General features: G+C 42.0%; 25 protein-coding genes and 1 other RNA gene. 15 read left to right on the forward strand and 11 right to left on the reverse strand.

Translation table 11 applies throughout. The annotated features are described in order from the left end of the window. Positions 1 to 28: 28 nt before the first annotated feature. Together modA and UH38_RS08200 are read right to left on the reverse strand one after the other, a co-directional pair. Entirely contained in the window at positions 29 to 820 is a 792-nt protein-coding gene (gene modA, locus UH38_RS08195; RefSeq protein ID WP_052672310.1) for a molybdate ABC transporter substrate-binding protein, read from the reverse strand. After that, positions 811 to 1,602, reverse strand: a complete 792-nt coding sequence (locus UH38_RS08200; RefSeq protein ID WP_045054168.1) for a class I SAM-dependent methyltransferase — start codon at positions 1,600 to 1,602, stop codon at positions 811 to 813. Before UH38_RS08200 ends, modA begins: the two co-directional genes overlap by 10 nt. A gap of 16 nt (positions 1,603 to 1,618) precedes the next feature. Here UH38_RS08200 and UH38_RS08205 point away from each other — a divergent pair, with 16 nt between their 5' ends. Further along, positions 1,619 to 2,110: a GNAT family N-acetyltransferase gene (locus tag UH38_RS08205; RefSeq protein WP_045054169.1), complete on the forward strand. Its 492-nt coding sequence runs from the start codon at positions 1,619 to 1,621 to the stop codon at positions 2,108 to 2,110. Positions 2,111 to 2,290: 180 nt separating this feature from the next. After that, positions 2,291 to 3,343: a fatty acid desaturase gene (locus tag UH38_RS08210; RefSeq protein WP_045054170.1), complete on the forward strand. Its 1,053-nt coding sequence runs from the start codon at positions 2,291 to 2,293 to the stop codon at positions 3,341 to 3,343. A 65-nt stretch (positions 3,344 to 3,408) separates the two neighbouring features. Here the strand turns inward: UH38_RS08210 and UH38_RS08215 are convergent, their stop codons facing one another. Then, a complete protein-coding gene (locus UH38_RS08215; protein WP_045054171.1) occupies positions 3,409 to 4,755 on the reverse strand; it encodes a hypothetical protein in 1,347 nt (448 codons plus the stop codon). Positions 4,756 to 5,357: 602 nt separating this feature from the next. Here UH38_RS08215 and sfsA point away from each other — a divergent pair. Beyond that, the gene (sfsA, locus tag UH38_RS08220; RefSeq protein WP_045054172.1) at positions 5,358 to 6,110 is read left to right on the forward strand and encodes a DNA/RNA nuclease SfsA; all 753 of its coding nucleotides are present in this window, start codon (positions 5,358 to 5,360) and stop codon (positions 6,108 to 6,110) included. Positions 6,111 to 6,180: 70 nt separating this feature from the next. Here the strand turns inward: sfsA and UH38_RS08225 are convergent, their stop codons facing one another. Beyond that, positions 6,181 to 8,976 carry a bifunctional diguanylate cyclase/phosphodiesterase gene (locus tag UH38_RS08225; RefSeq protein ID WP_052672311.1) on the reverse strand — a complete coding sequence of 932 codons (2,796 nt, stop codon included), beginning with the start codon at positions 8,974 to 8,976 and terminating at the stop codon, positions 6,181 to 6,183. Positions 8,977 to 9,483: 507 nt separating this feature from the next. Between UH38_RS08225 and UH38_RS08230 the strand changes: the two genes are divergently transcribed. Both UH38_RS08230 and UH38_RS08235 read left to right on the forward strand, forming a co-directional pair. Further along, positions 9,484 to 10,806, forward strand: coding sequence for a 3-isopropylmalate dehydratase large subunit (locus UH38_RS08230; protein WP_045054173.1), 1,323 nt, complete (start codon positions 9,484 to 9,486; stop codon positions 10,804 to 10,806). A 298-nt stretch (positions 10,807 to 11,104) separates the two neighbouring features. Beyond that, a complete protein-coding gene (locus tag UH38_RS08235) occupies positions 11,105 to 12,247 on the forward strand; it encodes a hypothetical protein (protein WP_045054174.1) in 1,143 nt (380 codons plus the stop codon). Between the two features lie 9 nt (positions 12,248 to 12,256). Here UH38_RS08235 and UH38_RS08240 read toward each other — a convergent pair whose 3' ends face one another. Beyond that, positions 12,257 to 13,237: a carbohydrate kinase family protein gene (locus tag UH38_RS08240; protein ID WP_045054175.1), complete on the reverse strand. Its 981-nt coding sequence runs from the start codon at positions 13,235 to 13,237 to the stop codon at positions 12,257 to 12,259. Between the two features lie 228 nt (positions 13,238 to 13,465). After that, complete coding sequence (locus UH38_RS08245) at positions 13,466 to 13,900, reverse strand: DUF4168 domain-containing protein (protein WP_082065343.1); 435 nt, start codon at positions 13,898 to 13,900, stop codon at positions 13,466 to 13,468. Between the two features lie 127 nt (positions 13,901 to 14,027). Between UH38_RS08245 and pedR the strand changes: the two genes are divergently transcribed. Then, a complete protein-coding gene (gene pedR, locus UH38_RS08250; protein ID WP_045054176.1) occupies positions 14,028 to 14,303 on the forward strand; it encodes a photosynthetic electron transport-dependent transcriptional regulator PedR in 276 nt (91 codons plus the stop codon). 35 nt (positions 14,304 to 14,338) lie between these two features. On the opposite strand, the gene panB is transcribed toward pedR, so the two are convergent. Further along, positions 14,339 to 15,109, reverse strand: a complete 771-nt coding sequence (gene panB, locus UH38_RS08255; RefSeq protein ID WP_045054177.1) for a 3-methyl-2-oxobutanoate hydroxymethyltransferase — start codon at positions 15,107 to 15,109, stop codon at positions 14,339 to 14,341. A 376-nt stretch (positions 15,110 to 15,485) separates the two neighbouring features. On the opposite strand from panB, the gene UH38_RS08260 reads away from it, so the two are divergent. The 4 genes from UH38_RS08260 (at position 15,486) to UH38_RS08275 (ending at position 19,360) form a co-directional block, all read left to right on the forward strand. Next, positions 15,486 to 16,916, forward strand: coding sequence for a form I ribulose bisphosphate carboxylase large subunit (locus UH38_RS08260; RefSeq protein ID WP_045054178.1), 1,431 nt, complete (start codon positions 15,486 to 15,488; stop codon positions 16,914 to 16,916). A 90-nt stretch (positions 16,917 to 17,006) separates the two neighbouring features. Further along, a complete protein-coding gene (gene rcbX, locus UH38_RS08265; RefSeq protein WP_045054179.1) occupies positions 17,007 to 17,417 on the forward strand; it encodes a RuBisCO chaperone RbcX in 411 nt (136 codons plus the stop codon). Between the two features lie 45 nt (positions 17,418 to 17,462). Then, a complete protein-coding gene (locus UH38_RS08270; protein WP_045054180.1) occupies positions 17,463 to 17,786 on the forward strand; it encodes a ribulose bisphosphate carboxylase small subunit in 324 nt (107 codons plus the stop codon). 254 nt (positions 17,787 to 18,040) lie between these two features. Next, a complete protein-coding gene (locus tag UH38_RS08275; RefSeq protein WP_045054181.1) occupies positions 18,041 to 19,360 on the forward strand; it encodes an AAA family ATPase in 1,320 nt (439 codons plus the stop codon). Positions 19,361 to 19,415: 55 nt separating this feature from the next. Here UH38_RS08275 and UH38_RS08280 read toward each other — a convergent pair whose 3' ends face one another. Next, a complete protein-coding gene (locus UH38_RS08280) occupies positions 19,416 to 19,997 on the reverse strand; it encodes a 2'-5' RNA ligase family protein (RefSeq protein WP_045054182.1) in 582 nt (193 codons plus the stop codon). Positions 19,998 to 20,045: 48 nt separating this feature from the next. Between UH38_RS08280 and ffs the strand changes: the two genes are divergently transcribed. The 4 genes from ffs (at position 20,046) to queF (ending at position 21,488) form a co-directional block, all read left to right on the forward strand. After that, positions 20,046 to 20,142: signal recognition particle sRNA small type (ffs, locus tag UH38_RS25165), an RNA gene on the forward strand. 27 nt (positions 20,143 to 20,169) lie between these two features. Beyond that, the gene (locus tag UH38_RS08285) at positions 20,170 to 20,547 is read left to right on the forward strand and encodes a phasin family protein (RefSeq protein ID WP_045054183.1); all 378 of its coding nucleotides are present in this window, start codon (positions 20,170 to 20,172) and stop codon (positions 20,545 to 20,547) included. Between the two features lie 83 nt (positions 20,548 to 20,630). Continuing rightward, entirely contained in the window at positions 20,631 to 21,023 is a 393-nt protein-coding gene (locus tag UH38_RS08290; protein ID WP_045054184.1) for a hypothetical protein, read from the forward strand. An 18-nt stretch (positions 21,024 to 21,041) separates the two neighbouring features. Next, positions 21,042 to 21,488: a preQ(1) synthase gene (gene queF / locus UH38_RS08295; protein ID WP_045054185.1), complete on the forward strand. Its 447-nt coding sequence runs from the start codon at positions 21,042 to 21,044 to the stop codon at positions 21,486 to 21,488. A gap of 39 nt (positions 21,489 to 21,527) precedes the next feature. Here the strand turns inward: queF and UH38_RS08300 are convergent, their stop codons facing one another. From UH38_RS08300 to UH38_RS08310, 3 genes are all read right to left on the reverse strand, one after another. Further along, complete coding sequence (locus tag UH38_RS08300) at positions 21,528 to 22,178, reverse strand: Uma2 family endonuclease (protein WP_045054186.1); 651 nt, start codon at positions 22,176 to 22,178, stop codon at positions 21,528 to 21,530. Between the two features lie 63 nt (positions 22,179 to 22,241). After that, a complete protein-coding gene (locus tag UH38_RS08305) occupies positions 22,242 to 23,636 on the reverse strand; it encodes a cytochrome c biogenesis protein (RefSeq protein WP_045054187.1) in 1,395 nt (464 codons plus the stop codon). Between the two features lie 4 nt (positions 23,637 to 23,640). Then, the gene (locus tag UH38_RS08310) at positions 23,641 to 24,381 is read right to left on the reverse strand and encodes a cytochrome c biogenesis protein CcdA (RefSeq protein ID WP_045054188.1); all 741 of its coding nucleotides are present in this window, start codon (positions 24,379 to 24,381) and stop codon (positions 23,641 to 23,643) included. Positions 24,382 to 24,522: 141 nt separating this feature from the next. Here UH38_RS08310 and UH38_RS08315 point away from each other — a divergent pair, with 141 nt between their 5' ends. Then, complete coding sequence (locus tag UH38_RS08315; RefSeq protein WP_045054189.1) at positions 24,523 to 24,768, forward strand: hypothetical protein; 246 nt, start codon at positions 24,523 to 24,525, stop codon at positions 24,766 to 24,768. Positions 24,769 to 24,774 lie beyond the last annotated feature (6 nt).

Here is a 24,774-nt window from a genome sequence, read left to right on the forward strand (position 1 = left end):
AAAATTACCTAGCAAATAGAATTTGTCTCTATTTATTTGCTTCTACATTCGGTTTATTAAAGCCATATTTGTTATAAATACTTCTAGCTGCTTTACTATCTAAAAATTGAATAAAATCTTTGGCTGCGATAGTGTTTTTACTATTTTTTATTACTGCTATTGGATATACTACAGGAGAATGAAATGAGTTTGACGCAGTTGCAACAATATCAACTAAGTTTGACGATTTAGCGTCAGTTAAGTAAACAACACCTGCATCAACGTTCTCTGTTTCTACATAGTTTAGAACTTGTCTAGTATCTTTAGCAAAAATAAGTTTATTTTCAACTTGCTCGAATATTTTAAAACGGGTTAAAACTTCTTTTGCATATTTTCCTACAGGTACGCTATTGGGTTCGCCTATAGCAACTTTTGTAATGCGATCGCTTGCTAAATCTTGAAAGCCTGAAATCCCTTGATTTCCCTTGGGAACAATCAAAACAATTTGATTGGTTAATAAATTTTTCCTCGTATCAGCTATGATTAAACCCTTATCGGCTAGTGCATTCATTTGTTGAGTACCTGCAGAAATAAATATATCTACGTTTGCTCCTTGTTCGATTTGTTGTTGCAAGGAACCAGAAGAACCAAAGTTATAAATAATCCTGACATTCGGCTGCGTAGCAATATAAGCTTGTTGGATTTCTGTCATTACTTGTTGCAAGCTAGCAGCAGCGGATACTGTTAAATTTGACGATTTATTAACTATAGGATTGCAGCTAATTAAAAAGATAAATAATAGGGCGATCGCTCCCCATTTCCACCTTAATCTCAAATACATAAATCTTTAATTGCAACTATACGAATGCGGCGGTAATCTGCAAACCATTGACCATTTTTATATAAAGATGGACGTAATTGTTCTTCAACTTTAGCGATAATCTCTGCTTGTACGTTTTCAGCAAAAGTAGATAATAATTGACCTCTAAACATTTTTAGCCAATTAGACATTCCTGCTTCTGCATCTGCTAATGGAGTAGGACGGTCAAATAAGCTAGCGAATGTAAATTTAAAACCTTGATTCTCTAGTAAAGTACCATACTCAGCAATACTAGGAAAATAGTTGTTATTTAATTCGCGATCGCTAGACAAATCTAATGAATTAATAGCATTATTTAAGGCAGTAAGAATTGAATTAATATTTCCCTTTCCGCCAAACTCAGCAACAAACTTTCCGCCTGGCTTAAGTGCATTCCAAACACCTAAAATAACTGCTTCTGGTGGCTTAATCCAATGCAGCACAGCATTAGAAAATACACTGTCAAACTGCTCTGTATATACTAAATTTGCTGCATCTGCTACTTCAAAACGTATATTAGGGTAATTGCGCTGCGCTTTTTCAATCATAGTTGCAGCGCTATCAATTCCTACAACTTCGGCTTGGCTAGAGGCAATTTTGTCAGTTAAATGTCCCGTACCGCAACCAAGATCCAAAATACGTTCTCCAGGTTGGGGCGATAATAGTTCTACTAAATCTGTAGCTAACTGTGAAACAAATTCGTGCTTATTGTCGTAAAGTTCCGCATCCCATTGCGCGGAGTTGCTAGCGATCGCCCGATTCATCTTATTTACCTCTAATATGTATATCAGGAACGCTGTTGCCACCGATCTTTATGCGATCGTCTCAATCTACAATGCCTCAATTCCTAGCCGTTTAGCAACTGCCGATCTTAACCCTATATCAGTTGATAGCCGCCAAGAGTGGTTCGAGCAACATTCTCCCCATACATACCCAATTTGGGTAATGGAACAAAAAGGAGAAATTGCTGGCTGGCTAAGTTTTAGCCCATTTTACGGACGACCAGCTTATCGTGCAACTGCAGAAATTAGTATATATGTAGATCCAGCTTACCAACGTCAGCGCGTGGCGTACCAACTTCTTAGCCAAGCTATTGACTACAGTCCTAGCTTGGGCTTGCAGACGCTTTTAGGCTTTATTTTTGCCCACAATCATCCTAGTTTGCGGTTATTTGAGTTGTTTAATTTCCAAGTTTGGGGACATTTGCCTCAAGTAGCAGAACTTGATGAAATTAAACGAGATTTGGTTATATTGGGACTTAAAATAACTTAAAATATCTTAATAGAAGATTTCTTGAAAGTGACTAGCTGTTAGATGTAATAGCTGGGGGCATAACTCCTAAGCTTTATCTTGCTGCTGCTCTATTATAAGACGCTTCTGAGTGCGAGTCTCATCAGCAAATGACATGAAAACAGTTATTTGCTGGCGAAGAGTGTGTTTTTTTAGGTATTCATGACTACATCGATTGACGAACTCCAGAAAATAGAACTTGCCGTTCCTAAAGCGGACATTACCCTCAAAAATATTATCAACACCTTGCCCAAAGAGTGTTTTCAACAGAATCGCCGCAAAGCTTGGTCAAAAGCGGCGATTAATTTACTTTTAGTTAGTTTGGGATACGCGGGGATTGCTTTATCGCCCTGGTATTTATTGCCTTTAGCGTGGATTTTTACAGGTACGGGGTTAACTGGCTTTTTTGTAATTGCACACGATTGCGGACATCGTTCTTTTGCTAAACGCCGTTGGGTAAACGATTTGGTGGGACATTTATTTATGCTGCCACTAATTTATCCCTTCCATAGCTGGAGAATAAAGCACAACCACCACCATGCTTATACTAATAACTTAGATCGAGATAATGCTTGGCGACCGATTACGCCCCAAGAGTATGAAAGTTGGGGAAATATTAGGCAAAAAGTTTTTCAGGGATTTGCCGTCAATCGCTTGTGGTGGCTAGGTTCGATCGCACATTGGGCAATGACTCACTTTAACTTAGACAAATTTGCCGCCAAAGATCGCTCCAAAGTTAAATTATCTATAACTGTAGTGGCAATTTTTGCTGCGATCGCCTTCCCGACATTAATCGCTACTGTAGGCTTATGGGGATTAGTAAAATTCTGGTTGATGCCTTGGTTGGTGTACCATTTTTGGATGAGTACGTTTACTTATGTTCATCATACTGCGCCAGATATAGCGTTTGTAGAAGATAGTAAATGGCAAGTGGCGATCGCGCAATTATCTGGTACAGTTCACTGCAATTATCCTTGCTGGGTAGAGTTTCTATGCCACGATATCAATGTTCATGTTCCCCACCATATATCGACTGCGATTCCCTCTTACAATTTGCGCTTGGCTTATGACAGCATTCAGCAAAATTGGGGACTTTACACTCATGACGAGTGCAACTTCTCTTGGGCTTTGATGAAGCAAATTACCGATACTTGCCATTTGTACAAGCCAGAGACAGGCTATCAATCATTCGACGACTATCTAGCCTTGAAATAAGTCTGCTGCCAACAAGCAAAAAAGGTTAAATGAGTACAGCTATTCGTTTAACCTTTTTTATTTGCTTACTTTTCTAACTTAATTACAACTACGCGATCGGGTACGTCAATACTAAGCTGTTTGGGATAGGTTTGAGAAGACTTATAGTTAGCCGAGTCGTTCGGTATGTAGGTAGTTGCCTTACTGATAGAAGTGTTTAAAGTCACAGTCACCTTTTGACTAGGAACGGAAATATATTTCTTGGTATCCACGTTATACCCAAGCGCTTCTTTCCACAAAATTAGATAGAACTTACCATCTCTTTTTTGCAACAGCGTGCGGCGGATATTAGTAGTGTCGCCACCAAGAACGTAATCTAAAGTTCCAGGTGTGAAGCTAGCTCCTGGATCTTTCAACAAATTAATCAAATTTTTCAGCGCCCCATAGGCGGGTTTTTGCGAACCATCGTTACGCAACAACCCAAAATTCATGTACAAAGAGCCTGGGTCATAATAAGTATTGAGGAACTCGTAGATAAATGTCCGAGGAATGCCGTAATTAAACTGGACTAAAGCTAGGCGCGGGGTGTACTTGCCAGCAACGTCATCTGGAATGCCTCGATGCCCGTTTGAGGTAGAAACTACACTGTGATAGCCTGTCTCTGTAGTTAATACTGGTTTAGAAAGGCTAGCTTTTTTAGCAGATCGCACGTTCCAATCAAGACTACCATAACCACCGCCACCCCAACCACTATTTCCAGGGTTGCGTCCTGACATATAGTTATTCATCGTGCCATAGTCTTGATAAGCACTCATGTCACCCAGGGTAGAATAGGCTGATGCCCCTGATAAAGCAGGACCGTAAATTTTTATACCTGCTGTACTTGAGCTTCCTTTCATTCCTTGCCACAACTGCTTTTGGTAGTTACGCAGATTGTTCGCCCAGTTACCATCACCGCTGAGGTTGTATTCATTAGTTACCTGCACAGATTCAATAACATCTGTACCAATTTCTTTAACTAAACTTACCGCAGATGATGCTGACAGATAGCGCGGATCGCAAACTAATGTCGTGCGAATACCTAAATTTTTAAGTTCTTTGAGTCTAGTCATATAACCGTTATAGTTGCGCGTACAACCGTCGCGGATATGACGAACGCCCAATTCTAACAACTTGGGTTTGATTAGGTCGTTGTACCTTTTGTAATAAATTGATGCGTCATAGTATAAATGCGTATTGACTCCTATTGAATTTACGAAGTCATCAGCACGTCGTGCCTTTTCTTGTGCTGCTTGTGCTGAATTGGTAATTGCGGCTATCCACATCATGCTTAGTGCTAGCCCAGCTACATTTTTGAGGCAGAAATTAAGCTTTTTGTTGCTAAGACGTAATGCTAGCAGCATTAATTTGTGACCTTCTTTTGGTTGCCCCATTTTATTCCTCGTACAAATGAAACTCGAAAATAAACTCTACCCTAAAGAAGAGGAAATTGAGACTCCTTTACATTACAAAGCAAATGTGCATGAGGCGCTGACTAAGTAGTGATGATGTAAAAAAAAGTTGTTTATTAAAAAATTATTAACTCATAACTTAATAGATATTAAGCTATTAATAAGTGAAGGCATAAACCATGTTTAATTTGAGTTATTTCAGTTATAAGTTAGATAAATCTCGATAACAAGCGGTTTTTAGAGAGCTAAAAATTATACATTAGTTGTTTCTACGGTTCGCTCGCACATACTACAAAACAGAATACTCAAAACTGTTAACTAGCTACAGTCATACATACTGAGTATCAAAAAAATACTTTATTTATGTATGTTAAGAAATACAACAATGTATAATTAAAAACATTTTTTTAAGTAAAATTTAATGCGTTTAAATTGCTGAAGCTATTTTCTCATCAGTAATTGAGCTAGTTTTTAGCTCGGCTCGCCAATACATAGATATATAGGTAAATACCAATTATTTCTTCACTTCTTAAGCAGAAAAAACGATAATATGAACGCTCAAACCAATAAAATTGCTGGAAAAAATGAATAATTGGTTATATTTATATCCACCTCTTTATCCAGGTATTTTACTGAAACGCTACAAGCGATTTTTTGCAGATATTGAGCTTCTGACAGGGGAAGTTATTACTGCTCATTGTCCAAATACCGGACCGATGACTGGGATGAATACTCCAGGTAGTGCAGTGCAAGTTTCCTTAAGTAGCAGTCTTACACGCAAGCTGCCCTATACTTGGGAGATGATTTTGGTAGAAGACAACGAGCCTACTTGGGTAGGAGTAAATACTGCCATGCCCAATCGGATTACTAAGTTGGCATTAGCTCAGTATATGTTCCCGCAATTGGGTAGCTACGAGCAAATTCGCTTTGAAGTTCCTTACGGACAGGATAAAAAAAGCCGAGTAGATTTTTTGCTTGCAGGTAAGGATATAGAAAAACCAATATATATAGAAGTCAAAAGTACAACTTGGGCGCAAGGGCGACTAGCTTTATTTCCCGATACAGAGACAACGCGAGGACAAAAGCACTTACGAGAACTTACAGCTTTGTTACCTCAAGCACGGGCGGTAATGCTGTACTTTATCAATCGCGGTGACTGCAAAGTGTTTGCTCCTGGTGACGCTGCCGATCCTATTTATGGTAAGTTGCTCAGAGATGCGATCGCTCTTGGTTTAGAAGTATTGCCTTGTCGGTTTGAAATTACACCAGAGGGCATACGTTACTTAGGTTTGGCAGAAATGCAAATGACCAGTGACCAAATAATTCGTAATTCGTAATTCGTAATTCGTAATTTATGGTTTTCTTGCTCCTTTTTGCGGCTTGACCAGTTAATAGCGATCGTTAGAGCTATGGTAGGTTGTTAGAGGCAAATATTTCTTCTAAACTCAAGTGGTATGTAGCTGCTTCTAGGTCGGATGCATCGGGAATGATGTAATCTGAGCAAAGTTGTGCAGTCGGTAGGGGCATTGGTTTAGCGATACCGTAGCCTTGGGCGTAATCTACTCCTAATGCGCGGAGTTTGTCTAGAATTGCCTCGTTTTCTACAAATTCGGCGATCGTTTTGATGCCCATCACATGACCGACTGTGTTAATTGCTTCGGTCATGGCTAAATCTGTAGCATCGGTGAGAATGTCTTTGACGAAATTACCATCGATTTTGAGATAATCTACAGGGAGATTTTTGAGATAACCAAACGATGACATCCCCGAACCAAAGTCGTCTAGAGCAAATGAACAGCCAAGACGCTTGAATTGTTGCATGAAATTAATTGCTTTAGTCAAATTAGTAATTGCTACAGTTTCGGTAATTTCAAAACAAAGTACCTGCGGTGGAATTTGATGCATTAATATTTGCTGATGCAGAAATTCAATAAATGAGTCGTCGTTGATACTTGCCCCAGAGAGGTTGATAGTATATAAGCATTCGTAGCGCTCTAGAGTAGAGCGCTGCCAACTTTGCCGATAATGTGGAGCCTGGGTAGCAAACAACGTGCGAATTACCCAACGATCTATAACGTGCATGAGGTTATAGCGCTCCGCTGCGGGAATAAACGCCATTGGCGGTACGAGTTCGCCTTGCTCGTCGCGCAGCCTAAGTAAAACTTCGTAGTGTTCCCCACCTGGTGCATGAGGTGAGGTTGGTACTATTGATTGGTAATAAAGGCAAAAACGATTTTCTTCTAAAGCTCGATCGATCCGGGCAATCCACTGCATATCGCCTTGCTGCTGTGCTAGATTGCGATCGCTTGTTTGATAGATATGTACCCGATTGCGCCCTTGGTTTTTAGCAGCGTAGCAAGCTACATCGGCGGCGCTCAAAATTTTGCTTAGGCTGCGATCGTCGTTTTCCATGCCAACTAAGCCAATGCTGACACCAATTCTAAAAGTTTTGTCTTCCCAGATAAAGCGGAAAGCTTCAATACTCTCGCGCAAAGCATTGGCAACAGATGCAGCTTGTTCTAAATTACAATCGTGTAGCAGCAGCCCAAATTCATCTCCACCCAAGCGGGCGAGAATATCAACGGAACGCACTTGCGCTTGCAGCAAAGCAGTTACTTGGCGCAGGAGTTCGTCGCCAGCAATGTGTCCGCAGGTGTCGTTGACGACTTTAAATTGATCTAAATCTAAATAACACAAGCAATAGGAAGTATCAGAGAGTTTGGCGTTGTTTAATGCTTGTTCTAAATAGCGATCGAATTGTCTGCGATTGACAAGTCCAGTCAAAGCATCGTGGCTAGCTTGCCAAGCCAAACGCCGTTCGCTTTCTAATAGAGCCATTTCTGCTTGCTTGCGCTCGGTGATATCGCGCACTACATGACAAACAACTTTTCTGCCAGCATAAAAAATTATATTAATGCTTACTTCTACATCAACGAGATTGCCATCTTTGCGGCGGTACTGATGAAAACCATGCAAACGATCTGCTTGAGCAAACATTTGCTCTAAGTTTTGGCTATTTTCTAGTGCCACTACATCATTGAGGGTTAAGTTAAGTAGTTCTGTGCAACTGTAACCAATTAGTTGTATAAATGCTTGGTTTGCTTCGATAAAGTGTTTGGTTTGTGCATCTACCAAAAAAATACTTTCTGAAGCTTGCCCGACGACAATCCGATAACGGGCTTCGCTTTCTTGGCGCTTGTACTGAAAAATTATTAGTCGATCTAATAGCAGCAAGGTTATACTGCCAAATCCTATTGCTAGAAATAGCAGGGCAACACGCAGGTAGTGCAGGTTGTTTTTGCCTTGCTGATAAAATTGTCGCTCTTTTTCTACTCGTAATAGTAAGATAGGCTTGCCATAGATATCCTTGAGCCAAGTGTATGCGGCTATTTTTTGTTGGTTGAGCGATCGCACGACTATCGGCTGTTGCTCGGACAAACTAGAACGCGCCGCTTGAAAATCTGGCGGTATTGTTTTAGAGTTAGCTGCATATACGCTAGGCAACCCTTCAGTAGTATCGGCAAGACTTTTAGCTATTTGAGTAGTTTTTACGTAGCGTCCAATAATGAAAGCCCCGCAACTAGGTCCTTGACCATCATCATGCACAATTGGCAAGGAAGCGATTAACATTAACCCTTCTGGTAACAATAAAAAGCCAGTTACCTCTTGATTAGAGTTAGGTTGCTGTAAAAGCAAATCATTAGTATGGATGTGTTGTTTGAGCGATTGAGGAATCGAGATAAATTTTTTATTATGTTCGCCACCCGCTTGAGCAAAGACTACTCGACCGCTTTTATGTACTAATGCTATTAGGTTAAGTTTCCAACTAGATAATATTTGTGGGTTGAAGTTGTTCGCGATATAGTCTTTGTTTGGCTGCTCAATGAAATTATGAGTCTCGTCCCACTTAGACCATACGAGGTTTGTGTAATAAATATCAGTTCCACTTTTAGCGTACTGTTGCACAGCCTCATTAACACTTTGACGGGCGCTGTGTTCCTCAGCAACTTTGACGTTACTTAATAAAAGATTTGACGATACTGTATATAGCGCTCCTAGCAAGCTAGCTAGGGTAACAGTGACCGCTAGAAAGGCTGCACTGCGTAGCTTGACTGTCTCGCTTTTACTCAGCCCTGTTTTGAGGTTTGATATGGTGGAGCAAAGATTAATTTTAGGGCGAAATGATTGAATCTTATTGTACACAGTGCCAGTTTAATTGGTAGCAGTCAACTTGAGGGCGATCGCCAGATTTTACTTCGGGGACTTTGCTAATTTCAGTTAGCTAACTACTAAAAATTAATCCATCCACGAATAATCCTAATGTAGTTGCTCTCCTTCTGCTTTACGTATGTTGAAAACACTGAACGTTTTGTAAAATTTTTAAGCAATTGTTGTGAAGTTAGCTTCACAGAGCGATTCTTTCAGAAGATTTTACTTCAGTCAATAGAGTATAAAATGCTACTCAACCTAAATGCAAAAAACAGTTTTTTTTAAGCAACAACAGTGTAAAAAGCATAGGGATGTTTAAAAATTTTAGGGGGCTGAGTTTTTTAATTTGTAGTGTAAATAGAATTGCTGTTACTTGACATCAACCCAATTGCCGAAAAGAAATTGATAGAATAACTTATTACGCCAGCGCGATCGGTATTTCAAGTCCAACGCCGAAAATTCCTAAATTTTGCAGCTTACAAGAGAGACACAAAAAATACTATGGGAATGACCCTAACTGAAAAAATTTTGGCTAAAGCTTCTGGTCAGTCTGTTGTAGAACCAGGACAGAATATTTGGGTTGATGTTGACTTATTAATGACTCACGATGTTTGCGGTCCTGGTACTATCGGCGTATTCAAGCGCGAGTTTGGTGCTGATGCTAAGGTATGGGACTCGGAAAAGATCGTGTTAATTCCCGACCACTATATTTTTACCGCAGACGAACGAGCTAACCGCAATGTCGATATCTTACGCGACTTTGCACGAGAGCAAGGCATCAAATACTTTTATGACATCACAGATAAAGGCAACTTCAAAGCTAATCCAGATTATAAAGGTGTTTGCCACATTGCTTTAGCCCAAGAAGGTCATACCCGTCCTGGGGAAGTATTGTTTGGGACTGATTCGCATACTTGTAATGCTGGTGCTTTCGGTCAATTTGCGACGGGAATTGGCAATACCGATGCTGGTTTTATTATGGGTACGGGGAAACTACTGATTAAAGTTCCTGCAACTATGCGTTTTGTCCTGAATGGTGAAATGCCCGATTACCTGCTAGCTAAAGATTTAATTTTGCAGATTATTGGCGATATTGGCGTAGCAGGAGCAACTTATCGCACGATGGAATTTGCTGGCGACACCATTGAGCGCTTGACAATGGAAGAGAGAATGACGCTGTGCAATATGGCGATTGAAGCTGGCGGCAAAAATGGCACAATCGCTGCAGATAAGACGACATTTGATTATGTGCGATCGCGCAGCGATAAGCCTTTTGAGGCAGTTTATACTGATGCTGATGCCAAGTTTTATAGCGATATGTCCTACAATGTGGCTGAACTAGAGCCTGTAGTGGCTCAACCTCACTCACCAGATAATCGAGCTTTGGCGCGTGAATGTAGCGATGTCAAGATTGACCGCGTTTATATTGGTTCTTGTACGGGTGGTAAGACGACAGATTTTGTGAATGCAGCAAGAATTCTCAAAGGGCAAAAGGTGAAAGTACCTACTTATTTAGTACCAGCAACGCAAAAGGTCTATGAGGATTTGTTTACTTATAAGTATGACGGACAAACTCTGTCAGAAATCTTTTTAGAATCTGGTTGCATTGAACCTGCGGCTCCTTCTTGCGCGGCTTGTCTTGGCGGTCCCAAAGATACCTTTGGACGGATGAACAGCGCTGAGGTTTGTGTATCTACTACCAATCGTAATTTTCCTGGTCGGATGGGCGAGAAAACGGCACAGATTTATCTAGCTTCGCCTTATACAGCCGCAGCCTCGGCGTTGACTGGTTATGTTACCGACCCGCGCGAATTTATTGGATAAATGCCTAACGTTGTAGAGACGTTGCAGTGCAACGTCTCTACATTATGCGGGCTTCCCCATGACCAAAATAATTCGCGCATTACGACGCTCGCGCCAGGAACAATGCACCTAGCTTGTTGTATTAGTGTCTATGTAATACCTCTTCAATTACGAATTACGAATTACGAATTACGAATTAGAGTGAAGCGTTTGAGCTACATATTTCAGTATATGTCGCATCCTCCTTTAGATAGGTGGATGCAGGCTTGTACCGCTCTAGTCTGGAACCAGGAGAATGTAAAGAGACGCAAAGACAAATATGCAAAACTTAAAGTATTCTTTCGATCGCCTCAGCCAAAATCAAAAAATAGCTGGCTTGGCTGGAATTGTTGGAGTTGTTGCGATTATCGGTGCGGCTGTAATTTCTCAACAGAAAAATCCTCGTTCTGCAACTATTAATCAAATACCTAGCAATAGGACTACCGTTGCACCTAGTCCTCTAACCTCATCACCTTTACCTCCGCTCTCACCTTCTACAGGCTTAGATACTACAGTTGCACCTAGTCTTCCTAATGCACCTGGTAGCGCTCCACCTATTAATGGCGCACCTGGAACAACTACGGGCGGGAGTGCAATTGCTCCTAATGGTAGTACAGCTTCTCCTAGCCCTGGTACGGGTACAAATACTTCAGGAGGAACGACGACAGGCGGGACTACTCCTAGCCCGCTAGCTACACCAGCAAGTCCTTTGCTTGTACCTGGGGGTAATGCTACTAATCGGAGTTTTGGTAGTCCTGGTGCTGTGACACCTCCAATTAGCCCAACAACACCTAGAGGTCCTACATCTACTCTGACGATTCCCAGTGGGTCAACCTCTACTGTGACAGCTCCAATTAGCCCGACAACACCTAGAGGTTCTACATCTACCTTAACGACTCCAGCAAGTCCGATCGCACCACCGAGCGGTAATGCTACAACTACAAGCCCTGATGCGTCTGTATCAAGTCCTACGTTTGATAGTCGCAGTGGAACTTATACCAGTCCCAACGATGAGGTTTTCGATAGTCGCACTGGAACTTATAGACAGCGGACCGACGCTCCAAATAGTTCTAGCGGTACATCTACAAACTCTAGTGGAGCTTTAAATAGCCCTGCTAATAGTTTTAATAGCCCTAGCGGAGCAGCCAATTATAACCGTCCTAATGGAGCTTTAAATACTCCTAATAACACTCCCAACTTTGGCAGTTCTAACTTGAACCGTCCTAGCGGTGGTTCAAATAACAGTAGTTCTAGTAGCAGTCCAATTTATGGTAGACCGAACGGGAGTTCTAACAATAGCTCTAGCTTTTATGGCAATCCTAACGGCAGTTCTACCAATTCCAACTCTAATTCGATTTATAGCAACCCTAACGGCAATAGTAACTCTACTTCGCCTAATGGAACCTCAACCAACAGCAACTAATGAACTTGTTTAAGCAAGTTTTGGCGATCGCAAAAAAGCTTCGACTTCACTAGCTGTAGGTTGAGATGCGATCGCACCTGGTTTTAAAGTAGTCAACGCCCCAGCAGCATTAGCATAGTTGACTACTTGTTTTGCTGTGTCTGGGTTAGCGAGGCTGCTTATGCCTAACTGGCATAGTTGATGTACGAAACCTGCAACAAAACTATCGCCTGCGCCTGTTGTATCTACAACTGGAATTGAAAAAGCAGGCAACTTACCTTCATTTTCAGACAAACAGTAACTACAGCCGCGATCGCCATCTGTAATTACTACTCCTTCTACTAAATCTAGGCGGTATGTAATTGCGCCTGGATCGCTCGTGTCAAATAGCAGTTCTGCTTCTTCTTTAGATAGTTTGAGAAAATCTATTTTCTTGAACGCTGCTTGCATGATTTGCTTGACACTATCGAAGTCTTGCTGCCAAAATACAGGTCGCCAGTTCGCATCTAAAACTACTTTGACATCGTACTGCTCTGCTAGTTCTAAGGCACGATGTACGCCTTGACGGCTGTGGGGATAGGCAAGAGCGATTGTCCCTAGGACAAGGAAATCTGCAGTTGTAAATAGTTTCTCTGGGATTTGCGCCGCTTGCAACTGGGTATCGGCAAAGTCGCTAGTATTTAAGTCGCCAAATCCAGCAAAAATGCGATCGCCTGTTTCTGTGCGTTCGACATAAATTTGCCTAGTAGGTGCGCTACAGCGCTGTACGCCTGTAATATCTACTGCTGCTGTTTGCAATACTTCGACTAATTGATTTCCAGCATCATCTTCGCCAACACAGCCAATAAATCCAGAACTCGTACCTAATTTGGGTAAAGCACAGGCAACATTTGCTGGTGCGCCGCCTGGGTAAGGAGTCCAAGATTCAACTTGAGCGAGCGATCGCCCTTTTTGATCGGCTAGCAGATCGAATAAAATTTCACCGAGGCAAAGTACGCGGGGATTGCTCATGATCGGCATTCCAGATAGCACAGCAGAACACAGCTATTATCTGACGAATCCGCCCTCATTTACTACCAAAACTCCCAACTACTCTTAATCAACTCAAAACTCACTGGCTCAAACCTCAAACTTATTAAACTTCGTGCAAAAGTAGGCAATGCTCTGTAGATTGGCAATCCTATGTTTTTCTCCCGAACTCTTCATTATATCCCTTGTCTGTTGAATTATGCAAGAGGTCTATTGTCTAGCTTCCTGTAATTGCATCGCTACTCGTTCGCCAAATTCTGGATCTACGTTAGCAAGTCCTAGCAACTGTAAATATTCTTGCTTGGTTAAACCTGATTGAGTAATGATGGCTGATGCTTTTGCTTCTACATCTTGCTCTATTCTCAGCGATTCTAATTCGGTTTCCGCTGCTTGTAGTTCTCCTTGGCGTTGCGATATTAGTTGCCAAACTTGCAAATAGGCTTGAACAAACTTATTTACTTTCTCCGCTGGAATTGTCGTTGTATCTAGTAACGGGCGTGTCTGAACTGGCGCTGGAGCATTGTTCTCAACTTTTTTAGCAGCACTGTTATCTAAGGCAAAACACCAATCTTGAGGCAAATATAGCAGTAGCAGCCAGGTAAAAATTAATACTAAGATTTTTTGCTTAATTAGGTTAGGAAACATAGTCACAATAAAAAAAAACTAAAAAATTGCCTGAAGATTGCCTCAACCGCAAAGTCTGACTCTACAAGCATCCTCTAGAATTAAAGAAGAAGTCTAAGTAAATATACTAAAAGGATAAAAATAAGTCATGGCTAGTACAGAATCGCCTACGCCTGCTTCTCTTTCCGAGCGAGAAATGCAAATTATCGATCTAGTAGCTGCTGGCTTAACTAACCAGGAGATAGCTGAAAAGCTAGAAATTAGCAAGCGTACTGTTGACAATCACATTAGTAACATTTTGACCAAAACAGAGACAGATAACCGCGTGTCTCTTGTGCGTTGGGCGTTGCAGTGGGGTAAAGTCTGCTTAAATGATGTCAATTGTTGCACTTTGCCAATTCATAGCGATCGCATAATTTCTTAGTGAATGTAGGGGTAATTGCAATAATTGCCTCTACGCTAAGGAAATTTGCCTTCCCGTACATCTTGACTGTAGTTTTGCACTGCTTGCAAAATTGTGTCTTTCAAATTGGCGTAAGTTTTGGCAAAAGGTGGCAGTTTTTCCGAAAGACCGAGCAAATCGGATGTAACTAATACTTGTCCGTTGCAATGCGGTCCTGCACCAATCCCAATTGTGGGAATCGTCAGTTTTTGGGTAATTTGCAATGCTAGTTGCGCTGGTATGTGTTCCAGAACGATCGCAAAAGCTCCAGCTTGTTCTAGAGCGATCGCTTCGAGCAAAATTCTTTCTCCAGTTTCCTCGGTTTTGCCTTGCTGGCGCAATCCTACTTGATGAATAGATTGCGGTGTCAATCCGACATGACCGAGTACGGGAATACCAGCTTGGACTAATTGGGCTACAGTTTGCACTATTGCTGGATAGCCACCCTCTAACTTCACTGCTTGAGCGCCTGTTTCCTTCAGTATTCGTCCTGCAGAGCGCATGGCTTGCTGTGGACTTTCTTGATAAGTCAAAAATGGTAAATCAACTACTACTAAAGCTCGTTTTACACCTCTGCGTACTGCTTTAGCGTGGTGAATCATTTCTTCTAGGGTCACAGGTAGGGTATTTTCGTAGCCCAAAACTATTGCTAAAGTGTCTCCGACCAAGATTAGGTCTACCTCAGCAGCATCTAGCGATCGCGCTATGGCATAATCCCAAGCTGTCAGCGCCACAATTGGTCGCCCCTGTTGCTTCCATTGAGTTAGTTGTTGGGTAGTAATTGCCATAGCTGCTTAGAGTGAGATGGAGAGAGAGACAAGGAGAGGGGAAGATGGGGGAGACAAGGGAGATAAGAAAATTAACTTACTTGCCTTCCTTGTCCCCTTGTCTCATAGCTTCATCATGCCAAAAATTCTGTCATACCACCTAAAGAGCGATCGCCCAACTGAAGTTTAGATTTGTTTTGGGATCGCACCTTGGTAATTTTGTCAATACATTGTTCGCCTAATACAATATAAATTTATAAAATGCAACAATGATAAAATATTTTTATAGTTTTGTTGAGTAAATTAAAATATTAACTTATTCAAATATTGATATGCTGTAAAACAGCTTGCAACTAACAACTTAAGTGGAAGCGACTGACTTCTTGAGAAGGAAAATATGTCTTACGCTCAAACGAAAACTCAGACAAAAGCTGGATATCAAGCTGGAGTTAAGGATTACCGTCTAACTTATTACACGCCCGACTATACACCAAAAGATACAGATCTTTTGGCAGCATTCCGCATGACTCCCCAGCCAGGAGTACCACCAGAAGAAGCAGGCGCAGCCGTAGCTGCTGAGTCTTCTACAGGTACATGGACAACTGTATGGACAGACTTGCTGACAGACCTAGATCGCTACAAAGGTCGTTGCTACGATATTGAGCCAGTTCCAGGTGAAGACAACCAGTATATTTGCTACGTTGCTTATCCTTTGGATCTGTTTGAAGAAGGTTCTGTAACCAATATGTTGACCTCAATTGTAGGTAACGTATTTGGGTTTAAAGCATTGCGCGCATTGCGTTTGGAAGACTTGCGGATTCCAGTTGCTTACCTCAAGACATTCCAAGGTCCTCCTCACGGCATTCAAGTTGAGCGGGACAAATTGAACAAATACGGTCGTCCCTTGCTAGGTTGTACGATCAAGCCTAAGTTAGGTTTATCGGCGAAGAACTACGGTCGGGCAGTATATGAGTGTCTGCGCGGTGGTTTGGACTTCACCAAAGACGACGAAAACATTAACTCTGCACCATTCCAACGGTGGCGCGATCGCTTCTTATTCGTAGCAGATGCGATTCACAAATCCCAAGCAGAAACAGGTGAAATCAAAGGACATTACCTCAATGTCACCGCTCCTACTTGCGAACAAATGTTGCAGCGGGCTGAGTTTGCTAAAGAACTCAAGATGCCCATCATCATGCACGACTACTTGACAGCAGGTTTTACAGCTAATACTACATTGGCTCGTTGGTGTCGCGACAACGGTATTTTGTTGCACATTCACCGCGCTATGCACGCTGTAATCGACCGTCAAAAAAATCACGGCATTCACTTCCGCGTATTAGCTAAGTGCTTGCGGATGTCTGGTGGCGACCACATTCACACCGGAACTGTAGTAGGTAAGTTAGAAGGCGAACGCGGTATCACGATGGGCTTTGTAGACTTGCTCCGCGAAAACTACGTCGAGCAAGATAAGTCTCGCGGTATTTACTTCACTCAAGATTGGGCTTCTATGGGTGGTGTAATGGCTGTTGCTTCTGGTGGTATCCACGTATGGCATATGCCTGCATTGGTAGAAATCTTCGGCGATGACTCAGTATTACAGTTTGGTGGTGGAACATTAGGACACCCCTGGGGTAATGCTCCTGGAGCAACCGCTAACCGCGTAGCCCTAGAAGCTTGTATCCAAGCTCGTAACGAAGGTCGTAACCTAGCTCGTGAAGGTAACGACGTTATCCGCGAAGCTTGTAGATGGAGTCCCGAACTTGCTGTAGCTTGCGAACTTTGGAAGGAAATCAAGTTCGAGTTTGAAGCAATGGATACAGTCTGATCTAAGTTCTGAGTTTTGAGTTTTAAATTGAGTTTTAACTTAAAATTTAAAACTCATAATTCATAACTATTTAAAGGCTGGGGCGCTTGTATGGATCTCAAACAAATTGCTCAAAATACAGCTAAGACGCTGCAAAGTTACCTGACTTATCAGGCAGTGCGTACAGTTATAGGTCAGTTAAGCGAAACCGATCCGCCTACAAGCTTTTGGCTGCATAACTTCTCATCAAGAGAGAGGATTCAAGATGGAGAAGCTTATATCCAAGCTTTATTGCGGGAAAGGCAAGAATTAGCTTTTCGGATCTTGACAGTCAGGGCGCACTTAGCTGAGGAAATAGCTGACTTTTTGCCAGAGATGGTTCGTACCGGAATTCAGGCAGCGAATATGGAACATCGCCGCCAGTATCTAGAACGCATGACGCAGATAGATACAGCTAGCCCTAGCCCCAACCTAGAATCGCAAATTGGCTCAGAGCCAAATGTAGATAATCCATCTAGTTAAGTTCCATCTCAATCGTTTTTTTAAGCAACACACCCTGTCTAAGCTATGCAAACTCTACCCAAACAGCAGCGGTTCGAGACTCTTTCTTACTTGCCGCCTTTAAGCGATCAGCAAATCGCCAAGCAAATCCAATACATTCTCGACAAAGGCTATATTCCGGCTGTCGAATTTAACGAAAATTCAGATCCAACAGTATTCTTCTGGACTTTGTGGAAGTTACCTTTGTTTGGTGCTAGAGGCACAGATGAGGTATTAAGCGAAGTTAGAGCTTGCCGTTCTGAGTATTCCAATTGCTATGTTAGAGTTGTAGGCTTTGACAATATCAAGCAGTGCCAAGTTCTCAGCTTTATCGTGCATAAGCCACGCTAAGTCTAAGTCTTAAGTTTGAGCACATAATTGGGAACTAGGCAAATAATTTGTGATTAGTTCAAATAGGAGAGGTGGACTTATATCGTCTGCCCCTCCTATTTATTGGTATCAAGGCTTACGTGCAGTTAAAGGGGATACAAATTACAAAGGCACGTTCGCGAAGTGTAGCCAAGCATTTAAGACGCGAAGTAATTCAGAAGTCAGAAAATCTTAATATTGATAAGTAGAGCCAGGACTAAGCAACTTCCTAATATATGAGTTATTACATTTCTCCACGCTTTCTAGATAAATTAGCAGTTCACATTACCAAAAATTTCCTCGATCTTCCTGGAGTGCGCGTACCGCTAATTCTTGGCATTCACGGGCGTAAAGGTGAAGGCAAGTCTTTTCAATGCGAGTTAGTTTTTGAGCGCATGGGCGTTGAAGCTATTCATATGTCGGCTGGGGAGTTAGAAAGCCCAGATGCAGGCGACCCGGCTAGATTAATTCGCTTGCGCTATCGAGAAGCCGCAGAATTAATTAAGGTGCGCGGTAAGATGTGCGTATTGATGATCAATGACTTGGATGCAGGTGCAGGTAGGTTTGATGGCGGTACGCAATATACGGTTAATACGCAGTTGGTAAACGGCACTTTGATGAATATTGCCGACAATCCCACAGACGTGCAATTGCCTGGAAGTTATGACGCGACACCGTTGCATAGAGTGCCAATTATTGTTACGGGTAATGACTTTTCTACGCTGTACGCACCGCTAATTCGTGACGGGCGGATGGAAAAGTTTTATTGGCTACCCGATCGCGCAGATAAGGTAGGCATTGTTAAAGGTATATTTGAGCAGGATAATCTGCCAAGTGGGGATATTGAAAGACTTGTAGATACATTTGTCAATCAACCAGTGGATTTCTTTAGTGCGCTGCGATCGCGCATCTACGACGAACAAATCCGCGACTTTATTCACAATACTGGTTTTGAAAAAGTATCGCTGCGGGTAGTTAATAGCGCTGAAGGAAAGCCTAACTTCAGTAAGCCTAATTTTCAACTGCCGCGCTTGCTGGAATATGCCAATATGATGGTCAAAGAGCAACAGCAAGTCCAAAATTCCGGTTTAGTTAGGGAATACAATCAAGCATTGCTAGGAAATGGCGATCGCCCTAATAATAATTCTCCAGGCGCAAATAACGATCGACCTGCACCACCCACACCAAAACAGCCGGTACAACTGCAAACAGAACCAAAGCAGCAAGCAGGACAATTTCATTACTCTGATAATTACTTCAATCCGCTAGCTAACTACAATGAGGTGTTAAGCGATCGCATCGGACTAGAAACTCTAGAGCGGCTGCGTAGAGATCTGACACAAGGCTATCACATCGGAGTTGAGTTTGTAGATAAGCGCAGGTTTGCCATGAATTCGTGGCAAAGTTGCGGGCAAATTATTACTGGCGAATCAGAAGCAATAATTGCAATCGAGTCATGTTTGCTCGATCATGAAGATGATTACGTGCGCCTATTTGGCATCGATCCTAATGGCAAACGACGCTTGTGGGAAAAAATCGTGCATCGCCCTAAGTAAACATACGAAATGAGTAGGGTGCGTTTTCAAAACGCACCCTACAATTGCGATCGCACTACAAGGAATCGGTTTGATTATTCAAGGCTTTAACAACAGGAAACTGCTCTTCAATTTCCCACCTCTTACTATTATGCTTGAGTAACGTTAAGTCACTAGCTACAAATTCATAATCTAACTGCTGGTGTTGAAATTCTGCCCACGCAGCTTTAAAGTTTGGTTTGCTCAAATCTTTAAAACCAACAGTCATGTGTGGAGAGAAACTGCGACTTTTAGCTTTAGCATCAATAATCTTTAACTCGGTTGCTAACGTTGAGGCTAAATTGCTTTGCAATTCTAATAAAGGCTGAGTTTTGACAACATTGATATAAATAACTCGCGGCGGAAAAGCAGCAAAGCCATCAAGCGTTACTTTTACTCTAGCTTGAGAATTAGCAAACTTGCTCAAGCAGCCTCTTAACGGCGCAATTTCCTCATCTAGCAGTGGAAACGGCGGTTGCAGAGTAATGTGAGGGGGAGATTTGAGGGCTGCACGACTATTATAACGATCGGCAAAGTGTTGCTTAATAGCATGAGCGCGATCGCTGACTTCTTGTGGCGGTAGTAGAGCAATAAAAAAAAGATTTTTGGGTGAATTCATGAGCAGAGTTGTGCAGCACCGTTATTATCGATGCTACAATCAAATTTAGACCTGGACCCATGCGATCGCAACGCCTAAATCTTGTCAGGACCGGAAGGTAGCAGCAATACGGGATGCTTGTGGTAGGCGTGGAATCCGGGTCCCTTGGTTCAAAGGATACGGAGCTTTCACCATGCCTGGTTTTGGAGATATCGTACAAAAAGCTTTTTATCTTGGTGTTGGTTTGGCTTCTTATGCAGGCGAAAAAGCAGGGGGCAAATTCTCAGAACTGCGATCGCAAGCTCAGAAACTAGCAGACGAAATGGTTGCTCGTGGCGAAATGAATACCGAAGAAGCCAAAAAGTTTGTTGAAGATATGATGCAAAAAGCTGGGCAAACTCCAGAAGCAGGTAGTACAAGTACCAATAGTTCGCCTGCGGAACCTCGCCGGATTGAGATTCTTTCTGATGACGAACCTACCTCGCGCTCGCAAGTTCAGGATGTAGATAAGCTACGCGAACAAGTGCTGGGATTGCAAGAAGAATTAAAAAATCTTAAGCGCGATAAATAGCAATAAGTAGAAAATTTTAGTTATATATAGAACGTAGCGATCGCTGCAAGTAAAATATTTAGTCAATAAATGCCCACAAATCTATGGAAAAGTGGCAAAAAGAATTCTTTGAGATAGTAGAAAACGTTACTGAGGAAGTAGACCAGTTTTTCTCAGATATTACAGGCGTATGGGATGCAATGTTTGAGCTATCAGAAGCGATCGCTCAAGAAGTACAGCAAACAATTGTTACAGAAATCGATCAGTATTTAAATGATTGGGCTGAACCTTTGTTCGATCTCTACGGTGACGATTTGCTAGATGATTTCGAGCAGACTTTTCCCTACCAAGTTACTCCCACTGTCGAACGTCACCCTGCTTGTATTGGCTGCGCTAACTATCACGGTCAAGTTTATTCGGGAAACTTGTTAGTTTGCGGTATGCATCCATATGGGTGGGAAGACGAGCAATGTCCAGACTGGGAACAAGAAAATTAGTCTTATAAAACTATAGAAATGATCGATAACTCATTATCTGTGCAGGAATTATCCGAGCAATCGAGCGCAGAAACTCAATCCCCCACAGTTGAACTGAAATATGGCGAACGCGAGATTGAGACAGGGAAACTGATAACTTTCCCCAATCCGCGTGTAGGGCGGAGGTACGATATTCACGTCACGCTACCAGAATTTACCTGTAAGTGTCCGTTTTCAGGTTATCCAGATTTCGCGACGATTTACATCACCTACGTTCCCGACAAATCGGTAGTGGAATTGAAGGCAATTAAGCTGTATATCAATAGTTATCGCGATCGCTATATTTCGCACGAAGAATCAATTAATCAAATCTTAGATGACTTTGTAGCAGCTTGCGACCCCTTAGAAGCTTATGTTAAAGGAGATTTTTCGCCACGCGGTAACGTACATACAGTAATTGAAGTGCGTCACCAGAAGCCTGTATAGGGTCTTTGGGAGGATATATTGAGTAAACGCGATCGCGCTTTATCGACCTTGAGTAAATTCGCGTACCCACTGACGGAAGGCTTTTAGAGTCTGGCTTCGTCCTTCTGTTTGACTGCGAGTAAGGAACAGAGAAATACCGTCAATGATGGGAAAATTAGGAAAGTGAGGACTAAAATTTGCATCTTGATACTGCCCATTTTGCAATAGACTGATTCGCAGTTGTCCATCCTCAAACCGCCACAGTTCTAAAACTCCAAGTGATTGATAAGCATCAAGTTCAGTTTTGGATGTAACATCTACTTCAATCGCCAAATCTGGAGGTGGATCGATGCTTAGATCGATTCGATCTTTGCCAATCATTTGAGCAAAATTTTCTATATAAAAACAGTCATCCGGTTCAACTCCTTTCGCCATATCTTGACGCTTAAATGTGCTAGAACCAAAACACTCATTATCTACATTAAGCTCTTCTAGAAGAATTTTGACCATATCGCCAATCAAAACCTTAGCTTTTTCGTGTTTTGGTGAAGGCATCCGAATTTCTAAAATTCCATCACTATAAGCAACTCGACAAGCGCGTTTATTGCCTAGCTCATCTAAAATAGCTTCAAATTCGTCCCATTTGACCTCTTGAAGCTGAATGCGCTGACCTGGGTAAACGACCAGTTGGCGAAGCTGAAGCGTGACCATTACGAGTTGCCAATAAGTACGATCTTAGTATAGCTATCGCTATCAGTCAGCTTCATCATCTGTCTAAGATGCGATCGCTTTTTCTGTTTCTTTTTCTTGCGGCTGAGGAGCAATTTGAGCCAATATATCGAGCATTTCTTGTTCAAAGGCTACTTGCGCTCGATTAGTTCTACCGCCTACATAAAAACGCCCATCTGCTTGCAAAGCCCAAATTTGCGAGTGAGAAACATAACTCATAACTACACCAATCATTAATAAAGCAAAGCCAGTGTAAACAATTGGTACGCTGGGGTCGGCTTTGATTTGCAATCCTGTAGAACCAATAAGTTCGACAATTTTCAGCGTTACGCCATTAACTTCCGCAGACATTCCGGCGCGGAGAGTAGAAACTAGCTGCCCTTTGGTGTCGTATAGCAGTAGCATTCCCTGTAAGTCTCTAGCTAGTAGAGATACGCCTTCACTCAAATCGGGTTTGGTTGGTATCCACGTCGCCCAAATTCTGCCTTGTCCGTTGGTATTTAGTTTTGCCATTGGTAGCTGCAAAACAGGGCTTTTATTTAAGCGAACGCGAATCCCAGAAATTCCCCAGTCTGTTTGATAAAAAGTTACACCTTTATAACGCAGAGGTTCGTTAACGAAAATTGTTTTGCGCTTAACTTCTTGTCCTTGTTTGTCTAGAACTGATAGGTCGGAATAAAATTGGTCGATACCGCCGCTGGGCGTATAGTCGATCCAAAACCGATTTACGCGCATAGACCAGTCTTTAGGAATTTGCGGTGCAGCCCAAGGTCCAGCATCTACAATATTTTGGACGGCAAAGTTTTCACCGCTAGGGACCATTTCTTGACCGATAAATCCAGTCATTGCGCCCCAAATCCCACCAGCAAGAATTACAACAATGCCGATATGAACTATAATCGGTCCAAGCTTTCCGGCGATGCCTTTACGGGCGTATAAGTTGTTATTTTCACCTGCAAATACTTTGTAGCGACGGTTGTTGAGGATTTGAGTTAGTTCAGCTAGCGTTCCTGTTTCTAGTTCTGCACTCAAAGCTAGTTTTTGGAACTGACGGGCTTTATCGTAAAACTTCCATTTCCGAGATGCTTTGAGGGCTGGTAGTTGTCTGGTAAAGGTGCAAGCTGTCAAACTCGTGCCAAACAATATTAATAAAGATAGATACCACCAAGTTCGATATACATGGTCTAAACCTAAAGCTAAAAGAACTTTCCAGCTAAGGAAACCAAACAAGGCTGGATCTTCAGGATAGTTAGCTTGGTAAAAGGCGGGTGACTGTCCTTGTTCGATTACAGTACCAGTAATACTAAAAAGTGCGATCGCCAAGAGCAACAAAATCGCCAAGCGTAAATCTGTTAGTACGGGCAAAAACTCCTGTTTGAAGAACTTTTGAGGAGCAGACCATATAGACGATTTTGCTAAAGATGTTTCTTCTAAAGTCATTTATTTAAAATATTCCTGCGGGAATCCGCAATAATAGCGAAAATACACCAAATCCTACTAAGATAGCCCCACTTACTGGGTTAATCCATCCCGACCACCGCCGCAACTCTAGCAGTTTTTTAATTGTTGCTGTGAATGTTCCAGCTAATACTAGCGGTGCAACGTGACCTGCTGTATAAGCAAGTAGCAATCCTGCACCTAAAGCTAGATCGCCTGTGGTCGCAATCCAAGCAAGTAGAGTTGCTAAAACTGGCGTGCTGCAAGGCGAAGCAACTACACCGAAGGTTAAACCAATTAAATAAGAACGCACTGCTGGGGGTAAATCTTTGGAAACCCAATCTGTACCTCCAAATGAAGGTAATTGTAAAGGTAAAGCTTCCAGTAAATTTAAGCCCATCAAAATCGCAATAATGCTAACTATAATAGGCAAACCAATACCTATTTGCCCGTAAACTTGTCCGACCAATGCTGCTACTACGCCCAAGACTGCTAATGTAGTTGCAAGACCTAGGGCAAACCACGTAGATGCGATCGCAGCTTGCAGGCGATTTTTGGTTTCATAGCCACCGATATAGCCAATTGTAATCGGCAGCATCGACAGCATACAAGGAGTTAAGCTCGTCAGCAATCCAGCAGTAAAAATGATGGCAATACTTGCCCAGCTAAGATGTATGAGTTGGCTAGAAACTAGATTATCGGCAAACTGTTCTAGTTCGTATAGTTGATTTTGCAATGTATCTAGCATGACTATCCAGCAGGTATTGCTTGTTACTGCTCAATTTTAACTTAGTTGATAAAGTCAAGTAAATGTAATTAGATGTAACTATTTATACTTTATTAGATAGATAGAAAGTTATATAATACTCAAATATTTAAGTATAAATCTATGGCAAATGTAAAGACAGCCATTTCCATGCCAGAGTCATTGTTTCAGGAAGTAGAAGCGCTCGCTAGCGAGTTACAAGTTTCTCCCAGTGGGATAATGGAGCTTACTATAGCTGAATTTGTCCGCAGCTATCAAAACGAACAACTGTTAGAGAAAATTAACGCTGCTTACAGTGATGATGCAGAGGAAGAAGTTTTACAGCCATATTTTCGTCATCGCCATCGACAAGTTGCTGAAAGAGAATAAGATAAA

This window comes from Aliterella atlantica CENA595 (assembly GCF_000952155.1).
GTDB lineage: Bacteria > Cyanobacteriota > Cyanobacteriia > Cyanobacteriales > Chroococcidiopsidaceae > Aliterella > Aliterella atlantica.